The organism is Enterococcus sp. VV15 (genome assembly GCF_005236045.1).
Lineage (GTDB): Bacteria > Bacillota > Bacilli > Lactobacillales > Enterococcaceae > Enterococcus_B > Enterococcus_B durans.
Window position 1 is genome coordinate 1 of sequence record NZ_QPTY01000019.1, and the last position, 11,429, is coordinate 11,429.

10 protein-coding genes and 1 other annotated feature are annotated in these 11,429 nt (G+C 37.7%); of the genes, 3 read left to right on the plus strand and 7 right to left on the minus strand.

What is annotated here, in order from left to right; translation table 11 throughout:
- Window positions 1-657 precede the first annotated feature (657 nt).
- The 3 genes from DVW83_RS08140 (at window position 658) to serS (ending at window position 4,113) form a co-directional block, all read left to right on the plus strand.
- The gene (locus DVW83_RS08140; RefSeq protein WP_005875751.1) at window positions 658-1,347 is read left to right on the plus strand and encodes a response regulator transcription factor; all 690 of its coding nucleotides are present in this window, start codon (window positions 658-660) and stop codon (window positions 1,345-1,347) included.
- Window positions 1,337-2,521 carry a sensor histidine kinase gene (locus DVW83_RS08145; protein ID WP_005875753.1) on the plus strand — a complete coding sequence of 395 codons (1,185 nt, stop codon included), beginning with the start codon at window positions 1,337-1,339 and terminating at the stop codon, window positions 2,519-2,521. Before DVW83_RS08140 ends, DVW83_RS08145 begins: the two co-directional genes overlap by 11 nt.
- A 57-nt stretch (window positions 2,522-2,578) precedes the next feature.
- Window positions 2,579-2,791 (plus strand) — a binding site (T-box leader).
- Between the two features lie 50 nt (window positions 2,792-2,841).
- Window positions 2,842-4,113, plus strand: coding sequence for a serine--tRNA ligase (serS, locus tag DVW83_RS08150; RefSeq protein ID WP_005875755.1), 1,272 nt, complete (start codon window positions 2,842-2,844; stop codon window positions 4,111-4,113).
- Window positions 4,114-4,440: 327 nt separating this feature from the next.
- On the opposite strand, the gene guaB is transcribed toward serS, so the two are convergent.
- The 7 genes from guaB to rsmG form a co-directional block, all read right to left on the minus strand.
- On the minus strand, window positions 4,441-5,925 hold the full coding sequence (gene guaB, locus DVW83_RS08155) for an IMP dehydrogenase (RefSeq protein ID WP_005875762.1): 1,485 nt from the start codon (window positions 5,923-5,925) through the stop codon (window positions 4,441-4,443).
- Window positions 5,926-6,157: 232 nt separating this feature from the next.
- Window positions 6,158-6,853, minus strand: a complete 696-nt coding sequence (locus DVW83_RS08160; protein ID WP_137239278.1) for a DUF1129 domain-containing protein — start codon at window positions 6,851-6,853, stop codon at window positions 6,158-6,160.
- Between the two features lie 85 nt (window positions 6,854-6,938).
- A complete protein-coding gene (gene ychF, locus DVW83_RS08165) occupies window positions 6,939-8,039 on the minus strand; it encodes a redox-regulated ATPase YchF (protein WP_081133659.1) in 1,101 nt (366 codons plus the stop codon).
- An 8-nt stretch (window positions 8,040-8,047) separates the two neighbouring features.
- On the minus strand, window positions 8,048-8,239 hold the full coding sequence (locus tag DVW83_RS08170) for a DUF951 domain-containing protein (protein WP_104660237.1): 192 nt from the start codon (window positions 8,237-8,239) through the stop codon (window positions 8,048-8,050).
- A 120-nt stretch (window positions 8,240-8,359) separates the two neighbouring features.
- Window positions 8,360-9,247 carry a ParB/RepB/Spo0J family partition protein gene (locus DVW83_RS08175; RefSeq protein WP_174784271.1) on the minus strand — a complete coding sequence of 296 codons (888 nt, stop codon included), beginning with the start codon at window positions 9,245-9,247 and terminating at the stop codon, window positions 8,360-8,362.
- A complete protein-coding gene (locus DVW83_RS08180; RefSeq protein WP_104660238.1) occupies window positions 9,234-10,001 on the minus strand; it encodes a ParA family protein in 768 nt (255 codons plus the stop codon). The genes DVW83_RS08175 and DVW83_RS08180 overlap by 14 nt, the downstream gene beginning before the upstream one ends.
- Window positions 10,002-10,012: 11 nt before the next feature.
- Window positions 10,013-10,726 carry a 16S rRNA (guanine(527)-N(7))-methyltransferase RsmG gene (rsmG, locus tag DVW83_RS08185; protein ID WP_104660260.1) on the minus strand — a complete coding sequence of 238 codons (714 nt, stop codon included), beginning with the start codon at window positions 10,724-10,726 and terminating at the stop codon, window positions 10,013-10,015.
- Window positions 10,727-11,429: the final 703 nt, after the last annotated feature.

Here is an 11,429-nt window from a genome sequence, read left to right on the forward strand (position 1 = left end):
AATGTTTGTTGTCTTGAATCAATCAAGACGCCCTACACATTTGGTTTGTCTTACTTTGTTCAGTTTTCAAAGGTCTACTTGAATTGCCGTAGCAACTTTTACATCATATCAGAGCGACAAGTGAATGTCAACTGTCTTCTTAAAAGTTATTTCGATTTCGTTTTTAGAAATCTTTCAGCAACTCGTATATCATAACTTATCTTTTGTTATTTGTCAAGAACTTTTTTGAAGTTTTTCTTGATTAGATCAAGCTTTTCAATAGGTTCTTTTCAAACGACTTAGTTATCTTATCATGTGGTCACCCACACGTCAAGAACTTTTTTTAGTTATTTGTGAAGTGTTTCGCGCTCTTTCGAACACATAATAATATACCAACATCAAAATAGAAAGTCAATAAGAAAATGCTGTTTTATCAACATTCATAGCATATTCGACCATTCCCCTCTAATTGCTTTTCAATGTTCGTATTTTCGTTTTTTTTTAGCCTTTATTTACCTTGATTTCCATTAAATGTTCAGGTTTTGTTTTCCTTGGTACATAGTTATTTCCTGAACCTTCTAAAATTTTTGTTAACAAAGCGTTGCTTTTATCTATTTACGCTTTTTTTTGCTAATATATATAGTAAATAGCTACATTATAATCTTGGAGGAACGATCAATGAAAATATTAATTGCTGATGACGATAAAGAAATCGTTGAATTACTAAGTATCTATATTCACAACGAAGGCTATGAAGCTGTGAAAGCTTACGACGGAAAAGAAGCCTTATCAAAAATCCGTACCATTCCCGATATCGAACTGCTTATCTTGGATATCATGATGCCTGAAATGGATGGAATGCAAGTAGTAAAAGAATTGCGTAAAGAATCACAGATCCCGATCATCATGCTTACAGCTAAAACTACAGATATGGATAAAATCAAAGGTCTGGTAGCAGGTGCTGATGATTATGTAACTAAACCATTCAATCCTTTGGAAGTGATGGCTCGTGTAAAATCATTACTTCGTCGGACAAAAATGCAAGTTACCCCTGACCAACCAGATATATTAGAAGTAAATTCTTTGATCATCAATAAAGATTCACATGAAGTAAAAACGATTGATGGTACAGAGATCCAATTAACAGCACTAGAATTTGGAATCCTCTATTTATTAGCAAGTCACCCAAACCGCGTATTCAGCGCAGATGAAATTTTTGAACGTGTGTGGAAACAGGAAAGTATTGTTTCTGCTAAAACAGTCATGGTACACGTAAGTCACTTAAGAGATAAAATTGAAGAAGCAACTGGTGGAGAAAAAGTCATTCAAACCGTTTGGGGAGTGGGCTATAAAATTGATGCACGATAAAACAAGAGGTACAGAAAAGCGTCGGCGGATCAACTTAACTTCTAAAGAAATCAGCGAATTATTAGCAGAAGGAATCATCACAGTTATCTTACTTCTTCTATTAAATGTCGCAATATTGGTTGTTCTTAGTTCAGTAATCAGTAGTTCCCCTTCATTGACAAATGCCATTTGGGATTCAAAAAACATTTTTGCTGAACGTTTGAATAGCGATTTATTTTGGAATGGCCGAAACTTTATCTTCCCTCTCTTCTTTCTTTTAGATATTGGTGTCTTATATTGGCGACTGATTCGTCGGTATCGTCAAATGCAGCTGCGACACATCATCAGTGAACTGCATTATATCGCAAATGGTAACTATGACCACCGAATTCCTTTTGAATTGAGCGGTGACCTTAGTCGGGTAGTCACTAGTATCAATGGTTTAGTAGACAGTACTGTCGCAGCCATTGAGGATGAACGCAAAATCGAAAAATCAAAAGATGAATTGATTACCAACGTCAGTCACGATATACGCACACCTCTAACATCGATTATTGGTTATCTTGGTCTGATCGAAGACGGGCAATATCAAACAGAAGAAGATATTTTAAAATATACACACACAGCTTACATCAAAGCTAAACAAATGAAATCACTGGTAGACGACCTCTTTGAGTACACAAAGGTTCGGCAACCAGCCGTTCCTATTAATTTTTCTGCTTTTGATTTGATCCAACTAATCGAGCAATTAGCAGCTGATTTTGAATTAGAGGCTTCCAAAAAACATATTCAAATCGTTGTGACAAGCCAAGTGGATTCTCTGATCATGGATGGAGATACTGAAAAATTAGTCCGCGTCTTCAATAATTTACTGACGAATGCTTTAAAGTACGGAAAAGGTGCAACAAAAATCGTGATTGAGGTTGAAAAGATCGGTTCAGAAGTGGTTGCAACTGTAAAAAACAATGGGGCGATGATTCCTCAACAAGCGATCGATAACCTTTTTGACCGCTTTTACCGTGTTGAAGAATCACGTTCACAAGAAACTGGTGGAACAGGATTAGGCCTTGCGATCGCCCAGAGCATCGTTGCTCTACACGGTGGGTACATCTATGCCAAATCAGATGAACATTGGACCTCTTTTATCATGCACTTGCCACTAAGAAAAAATGAAAAGTTACCCATTGAAAGCTAGGAAACCATTGACGAACGCTAAAATATCCGATATTCTTATTACAATCATGGATAATTGATGAAACACAGAACCCAGTACATTTTATTTTTTTCAAGAGAGCTGATGGCTGCTGAAAATCAGTAAAAAATAATTTGGAAGTTCCAGTTCTATGACGTGTACCTTTCGAAATAAGAAAGGTCGGCAAACAGCCGTTATCTGTTAGCAAGAGCAACACTGATCATGTGTTGAACTCGGGTGGTACCGCGAATGTTAGACTGATTCGTCCCAAGAATACATTGGGATGGATCGGTCTTTTTTATTTATACTAAGGAGGAATAGGAATGTTAGATGTAAAAATGATGCGCCAAAATTTTGACTATGTACAAGAAAAACTAATGACTCGTGGCGTGAAAAAAGAAACGTTAGCTGAATTTATGGAACTTGACGAAAATCGTAGAAAATTACTTGTCAAAAGTGAAGAGCTGAAGAAATACCGTAATGATGTTTCTGGTGAAATTGCACAACTAAAAAGAAATAAAGAAGATGCTACAGCTAAAATCAATGAAATGAAAGAAGTTGGGGGAAATATCAAAGCCCTTGACGAAGAAGTCGCACAAGTAGATGAAAAATTAAAAGAAATTGCAACTACTTTGCCAAACTTACCAAATGATTCTGTCCCTATCGGAAAAGATGAAGACGACAATGTCGAAGTGCGTCGTTGGAATGAACCTCGTAACTTCTCTTTTGAACCCAAACCTCATTGGGAAATCGCTGAAAATCTTGGCATCTTAGATTTTGAACGTGGAGCAAAAGTATCAGGTAGCCGTTTTGTTTATTACAAGGGATTGGGCGCTCGTTTAGAACGTGCCGTCTATAACTTTATGCTAGATCAACATATTTATGAACATGGTTATACTGAAATGATCACTCCTTACATGGTAAACAGCCGTGCAATGTTTGGTACAGGACAATTCCCTAAATTCAAAGAGGATGTTTTCCAATTAGAGGATACAGATTTGACACTGATCCCAACTGCAGAAGTTCCGTTAACGAACTATTACAATGACGAAATTTTAGACGGTCAAGACCTACCGATCTATTTCACTGCCCTTAGTCCAGCTTTTCGTTCTGAAGCAGGAAGTGCTGGCCGAGATACTCGTGGATTGATTCGCCTACACCAATTCAATAAAGTTGAAATGGTCAAATTCTCTGATGCAGAACATTCATATGAAGAACTTGAAAAAATGACAGCTGATGCAGAAGATATTCTTAAAAAATTGCATTTACCTTATCGTGTCGTTGCTTTATCAACTGGAGATATGGGCTTCTCAGCTGCCAAAACTTATGACTTAGAAGTTTGGATACCAGCCCAAGATATGTATCGTGAAATCAGCTCATGTTCAAACTGTGAAGATTTCCAAGCACGTCGCGCAATGATCCGTTACCGTGATGAAGATGGAAAAATCCATTACGCACACACACTAAACGGTTCTGGTTTAGCTGTTGGCCGAACAGTGGCAGCTATTCTTGAGAATTACCAAAATGAAGACGGTTCTGTCACAGTTCCTGAAGCGCTTGTTCCTTACATGGGGAATTTGAAAATCATCAAATAAAATTAGCCTTTAAGACAACTATTCAAGCTTGCAATGCGTTCGTGTGCTATCAAAAACGAATACACACTACGTGATATCGAAGCTACAGGCAAAGAAACGTCCCGCAAAAATCAGACCAAAAATCTAACTTTTGCGGGACATTTTAAATTATTTTCGAGTAACTCGCTTTTTATTCAATTTAAGCAGTTTAAGCAGTCGAACTGACTAAAGATAACGGTCTCCTACAAATAGCTTCTCTGAAAACGAAGCCGAGATTTCACAGAAATTCAAAAGCAACGTCTGGGAAATCCTTTCTTATGTCTTGTAGCCAATCTGTTCTGTTATGACTTAAGATTCAACTGAATAGTTTGGTGCTTCTTTTGTGATCTGTACGTCATGTGGATGTGATTCTTTCAATCCGCTACCACTCATTTGGATAAATTGTGCTTCGTCACGTAATTGTTTCAAATTGCCTGCTCCTACATAACCCATACCAGATTTTAACCCACCGATCATTTGGAAAATGATGTCTGCAACGCTTCCTTTATAAGCTACGCGCCCTTCGATTCCTTCTGGAACTAATTTATTGGCTTCATTGACACTTCCTTGGAAGTAACGATCTTTCGAACCTTTTTCCATTGCGCCTAATGAACCCATACCACGATAAGTCTTGAAACGACGTCCTTGGAAAATTTCAAATTCACCTGGTGACTCATCTGTACCAGCCAACATACTTCCTAACATCACTGCATGTCCGCCAGCAGCCAATGCTTTGACGATATCGCCAGAATATTTGATACCACCATCTGCAATAATTGCTTTTCCATATTGACGAGCCACAGAAGCAGCATCATAAATCGCTGTTAATTGTGGAACACCCACACCAGCTACGACACGTGTCGTACAAATCGAACCAGGTCCGATCCCTACTTTTACAACATCCACACCAGCATCATACAATGCCTTTGTTGCTTCGGCTGTGGCCACATTCCCTGCAATTAGCGTTGCGTCTTTGAAGGTTGAACGGATTTCTTGGATTTTACGAATGACACCAGCACTATGTCCATGTGCTGTATCAATAACGATTGCATCTACACCAGCTTCTAACAATGCGCCGGCACGTTCGAAAGTATCACTTGTGACACCTACAGCAGCAGCAACTAATAAACGTCCATGTTCATCCTTCGCTGCGTTAGGAAATTCAATCACTTTTTCAATATCTTTGATGGTGATCAAACCACTCAAACGACCTTCATCGTCAACGATCGGTAATTTTTCTATTTTATGTTTTTGCAGAATTTTTTCTGCATCTTTTAGAGAAGTACCTACTGGGGCTGTTACTAAGTTTTCTTTTGTCATCACATCATTGATTGCTATATGATAGTCAGTCACAAAGCGCATATCACGGTTCGTAATAATACCAACCAATTTTCTGTTTTCTAAAGTTTCAACGATTGGCACTCCGCTAATACGGTATTTGCTCATTAGTTCTTCTGCATCTGCTACTAGATGTTGCGGCGTTAAGAAGAAAGGATCGATGATCACACCACTTTCAGAACGTTTTACTTTACGCACTTCATCGGCTTGCTGACTGATCGTCATATTTTTGTGAATAACACCTAATCCGCCTTGTCTTGCCATGGCAATTGCCATTTTACTATCAGTAACAGTATCCATACTTGCACTGATGATCGGAATATTCAACTTAATATTTTTTGTTAATTGTACGCTCATATCCACTTCGTTTGGTAACACGTGACTTTCTGCTGGTATCAATAAGACATCGTCGAAAGTAAACCCTTTTTTCGTGAACTTTGTTTCCCAGTTGGACATTTTTAGTACCACTCCTCTGTTTTAGTTTATCTACTAAAATAATCGATTTTCTTTATTAAGTCAACAGTCTTCCCGTAATCCCTATCTTTTCTAAGAAGATATTTATTGTAATCGTTTACGTATAGATGATTTATTACTTCACTCTTAGCAGTTTTCTCTAAAAAAAACAGTCAGAATTTTTTATCCTCCCAAAAGAGACTTCAAAAATTCTGACTAATTCCTTATTTTTTGTTTATCTTCTAGGTACTGATAGACTACCAACAATACCGTATTTCTTCTTCAAGTAGTAACGTAATGCAAGTGCGAACCCGCCGATGATCACGATGATTACGGGATCTAGTAGTGGGTTCAGGACTGGTGGAAGCAACGTTGTAGCGGAAAAGGCGATAACCCAGATCAGCGTTGTTCCCCCTAAAATAAGCAATGTTTTACCCATACCTGGTTTTTTACTGCGATCTGCTCCAGGATATTCATACTGATAAATGTATTTATACATCAGATAAAATACCCAACCACCGACTGCAGAACCTAAAATAAGAGTCGAAATTCCATAAGCCGGCGTTGTTCCACGTGAAAACAATCCAGTGATCGCAACCATGATACTCAACAGACCAAGTAGTAATAATGCGTTATCTAGCCACATCAAGACTGGTTTTGCATTTACTTTTACTTCAGCTGGTTTATTGATGATTGCTTCTGTTCGTTCTGAAACAGTACCGAATAGTTGTCTCGCTGTTCTTCCGCCCTTTTGCTCAGAAACTAAAGTCGGAAGGATGTCATGAAAGGCTGTGACTTTTTCCTCTTCGGATAAGTTAGCCGCTTCTAAAGATTTTTTCAAATCAAAAATATATTGTTGGTTTCTTTTCGTCAACTTTTCTTCTAAACTATTGTTTTCTTTTACGATCTCGCGTAATTGTTCTGGTTCCATGATCTAATAGTCCTCCTTAGCCGTTACTCTAACGGTTGTCACAAAAGACATTCTAACATACTATACGTACAGTTTGATAGCCCTTTTATACATTAAAACGGAATAACATAACGTCGCCATCTTGGACTACATAATCTTTACCTTCTAGACGAACGCGACCTGCTTCTTTTGCGGCATGCATGTTGCCATAATGATCCAAATCTTCAAAAGAGACTGTTTCTGCACGGATGAAGCCTCGTTCAAAATCTGAATGGATGATTCCAGCTGCTTGAGGAGCTTTGATTCCTTTTTTGAACGTCCAAGCTCGTACTTCTTGTTCTCCAGCAGTAAAGTAAGTAGCCAATCCCAATAAATCATAGGCTGCACGGATCAATTGATCTAAGCCAGATTCTTCGATTCCCAATGCTTCTAAGAATTCAGCCTTATCTTCATCATCTAACTCGGCGATTTCTTCCTCTGCACGCGCGCTAACAACGATTACTTCTGCTTTTTCTTCTGCCGCAAAGTTACGTACTTCTTGAACGTAGTGATTGGATTCTGCTTCTGCTACTTCGTCTTCTGCCACATTTGCTACATATAAGATTGGTTTTGTTGTTAATAAGAACAACGATTTAACGATTTTTTGTTCTTCTTCTGTAAATTCGATCGAACGTGCAGAACGACCGTCTTCTAAAACAGGTTTGATTTTATCTAGCACTGCTAATTCTGCTACAGCATCTTTATCCTTTGTTTTAGCAACTTTTGCCACTCGTGTATAGCGTTTAGTAATTGAGTCAAGATCAGCTAACACAAGCTCTAAATTGATCGTATCAATATCAGCTAAAGGATCAACTCGTCCTTCCACGTGAGTGATGTTGTCATCATCAAAACAACGGACGACATGACAGATTGCATCTACTTGGCGGATATGACTCAAAAATTGGTTACCTAAGCCCTCACCTTTACTTGCACCTTTTACGATACCAGCGATATCTGTAAATTCAAAAGTAGTTGGAACAGTTTTCTTTGGATGAACTAATTCCGTCAACCGTTGTAAACGCCAGTCTGGTACTTCTACCATTCCTACATTTGGATCAATCGTTGCAAAAGGATAGTTTGCTGCTTCTGCTCCAGCTTTAGTAATTGCATTAAATAAAGTCGATTTTCCGACATTGGGTAAACCTACGATTCCAGCAGTTAATGCCATAAATTTATTCACTCTTTCTCTGCATTTTTTTCAAGTATTTTTTTTAGTTTTTTTTCAAATTCGCGACGAGTCATCATAACGATATGTCCACAATTCACACATTTGATCTTGATGTCAGCACCCATTCGAATGATCTCCCAACGGTTCGTCTGACACGCATGAGGTTTTTTCATTTCAACGATATCATGTAAGTCGTACATAAAAGTCCCCTCCTTTTTGAAAAAAATATCTGAACGCTTGCTTTATTAATCGAAGCGCAATGATGGATTCTCTATTATTGAAAGTAATAGGACAAAACCTAAGATTTTTGTTTCTCAGTTTTATTCGTCAAATTGAATATTAAGAATATCCAGGATTCTTGTCAAATCATTTTGTGACAGATATTCAATTTCGATTTTTCCTTTTCCATCTTTTTCTTGGATAGCGACACTTGTGCCGAACTTATCCATTAAACGATCTTCGCTTTCACGGATATAGTAAGGTTTTTCTTTTGCTAAACGTGGAATTTTTTTCTTTTCTTTTCCATCATTTTCATTTAATTGTGACACAATTTGTTCTAATTGACGAACAGTCAGATTCTCCGTTACTGCTCGATTTGCTAATTTTAGTATCAAGCTTTTATTTTTCAAGCCTAAGAGTGTACGTGCTTGTCCCATCGAAAGGCGTTGATCTTGGACCATTTCTTTGACAAGATCGGGTAACGTCAACAAACGCAAGTAATTCGCAATATAAGGCCGACTCTTGCCTAAGCGATTTGCCACTTCTGCTTGTGTCAATTTGAGATTTTTCATCAGCATATCATATGCTTCCGCCTCTTCTAGCGGATTTAAATCTTCCCGTTGTAGATTTTCTAGAACGGCAACTTGCATCATTGCTTCTTCATCAAAGTCTCTAACGATTGCTGGGATGGTTTCTTTTTTAGCCAATTTAGAAGCTCGAAAACGGCGTTCTCCGGCAATGATCTCATAGCCTTTTACTGATGATCGGCGAACAATTATAGGTTGAAAAACACCTGATTGCTCAATTGAATTCGCTAATTCTTGTAAAGAAACCTCTTCAAAAGTTTTCCGTGGTTGATACGGATTGGGACGTAATTCATTCAATGGCAACTGGATCACGGTCTCATCTTTTACATCTACGGTTTCTAAATTTTCTAAGTCTTGGAACAATGCGTCGATTCCTCGACCTAATCCTTTATTTTTCTTCACGATTAACCACTTCCTTTGCCAATGCTTGGTAGACTTCAGCTCCTCTAGAACGTGGATCATAATCGATAATAGGCATTCCATGACTTGGCGCTTCTGAAAGACGGATATTTCTTGGAATAATCGTTTCATACACTTTTTCACGGAAATATTTACGAACTTCTGCCACTACTTCATTCCCTAAGTTTGTACGGGCATCGTACATCGTAAGTAGCACTCCTTCGATCTCTAACTCAGGATTGAAATGCTTTTGGACAAGACGAACAGTATTCAATAATTGGCTTAATCCCTCTAGTGCGTAATACTCACATTGAACAGGGATCAAAATCGAACCACTAGCTGTAAATGAATTGATTGTCAGATGCCCTAAAGAAGGTGGGCAATCGATCAAGATATAATCATATAAGTCAGTGACTTCAGCTAATGAACCTTTTAGGCGAGATTCTCTGGCCATCATTGAGGTTAATTCGATCTCAGCTCCTGCTAATTGGAGAGTTGCTGGCACAATGCTTAGATTTTCGTGTTCCGTGACAAGTGTTGCGTCAGCGATAGGTAACTCGTTGACTAACACATCATAGATATCTTGTGTCACATCAGGTTTGCGGATACCTACGCCACTTGTCGCATTTCCTTGCGCGTCCATATCTACTAATAGAACTTTTTTCCCAAGACTAGCTAGACATGCGCCTAAATTTACCGTTGTCGTTGTTTTACCGACTCCGCCTTTTTGATTTGCAACAGATATTATTTGTGCCATCTCTTCTCCTCCTACTTGATTGGTTGCTTGTTAGGCAATCCAGGTTTTCTTGGATATTTTTTCGGTGTGACCTTCTTTTTCTGAATCATAAGAATGTGCCGTTTATCCGTTACGTTAGGTAATTCAACCGTGTATTCTTTGATGAATTTACCGCCTAAAAGAGCAATTGCCGATTTTGCTTCCAGTAACTCTTCTTCACTTTTAGCTGCTTTTAGCGCATAAAAATAGCCTTCTTGTTTTACTAAGGGTAAACACAATTCAGCTAGGACGTTCAATCGAGCTACTGCACGCGCCGTTACGTAATCGAAAGACGCACGAAATTGCGGATTTTGTCCAAATGTTTCAGCTCGATCATGGTAAAGATTTGCAGCAATACCTAACTCTTTCGTTAATTCCGTTAAAAAAGTAATCCGTTTATTCAAAGAGTCAACAATCGTGATCTGCAATTCTGGAAAAACGATTTTTAATGGAATACTTGGAAAGCCGGCGCCAGAGCCAACATCACAAAGTGTACCATCTTTTGAAAAGTCCCCATCAAACGCTAGAGTCAATGAATCATAAAAATGTTTCAAATAAACATCTTTCTTTTCTGTGATTGCTGTCAAATTCATTTTTTCGTTCCACTCTACTAACAATTGATAGTAACGTTCAAATTGAGTCATTTGTTGATCCGTTAACTGGATACCTTTTTCTGCCAAAATCTGATGAAATTCTTCTGGTGTCATAGTTTGTCCTTTCATTGTGAAACAGTTACATTGTTTCACGAAATCTCTTCTTACTTTAACGCAAAATGTCAGGAGTTGCAATCTTTCCAATAGAAATTTAAACAGAAAAAAGAGAGGAAAAATAATTTTAACTATTCCAATGTAAGTTAAAAAATGAAGAATCAAAAAAAAAGGGATATGGCAAAAAGCTTTGTCATATTTCCTCTCCAGATCACCTTATTCATTGATGGTGTACTGAATCAAACATTCTTTTCTATATTGCGTTAAAAACGTGTCAAAAAAGAGTAAGATGATGGCATACATTACAAGGGACTTTATTCATTTTTTTAATCAGCAACTAACAAGCATAAAAAAGGCTTATCATCAAGCCTTTTCCTCTGTCACTTTCGCAATCTTCCCTTATTCGATGTAGACCCAAATTGATCTATCAATAATTATCAAACTGAGTCATATAGAGACAAAAATTTCAAAAATGACCTGTTAAATGGTCATTGAATAACATTTAAAATCAATAAAACGGAGTCAGACACGGAGTCAAAAACGCTGAGAGTAAAATATACAGTCCCATAGGTAAAGTACCACAGGGCTGTATATTTTTTATTTCAGATTGCCTGAAATGATTCCATTTACTTTTTATCTCATTTTTTCCTACTAGTTAGTATCAAATACTCTCCTATTTTTTCAATAAACTATTTTTGACTAC

Excerpts from the sequence above, each read along its gene's own strand:
- DVW83_RS08140 (WP_005875751.1), top strand. The coding sequence starts at position 658 with ATGAAAATATTAATTGCTGATGACGATAAAGAAATCGTTGAATTACTA.
- DVW83_RS08145 (WP_005875753.1), top strand. The coding sequence starts at position 1,337 with ATGCACGATAAAACAAGAGGTACAGAAAAGCGTCGGCGGATCAACTTA.
- serS (WP_005875755.1), top strand. The coding sequence starts at position 2,842 with ATGTTAGATGTAAAAATGATGCGCCAAAATTTTGACTATGTACAAGAA.
- guaB (WP_005875762.1), bottom strand. The coding sequence starts at position 5,925 with ATGTCCAACTGGGAAACAAAGTTCACGAAAAAAGGGTTTACTTTCGAC.
- DVW83_RS08160 (WP_137239278.1), bottom strand. The coding sequence starts at position 6,853 with ATGGAACCAGAACAATTACGCGAGATCGTAAAAGAAAACAATAGTTTA.
- ychF (WP_081133659.1), bottom strand. The coding sequence starts at position 8,039 with ATGGCATTAACTGCTGGAATCGTAGGTTTACCCAATGTCGGAAAATCG.
- DVW83_RS08170 (WP_104660237.1), bottom strand. The coding sequence starts at position 8,239 with ATGTACGACTTACATGATATCGTTGAAATGAAAAAACCTCATGCGTGT.
- DVW83_RS08180 (WP_104660238.1), bottom strand. The coding sequence starts at position 10,001 with ATGGCACAAATAATATCTGTTGCAAATCAAAAAGGCGGAGTCGGTAAA.
- rsmG (WP_104660260.1), bottom strand. The coding sequence starts at position 10,726 with ATGACACCAGAAGAATTTCATCAGATTTTGGCAGAAAAAGGTATCCAG.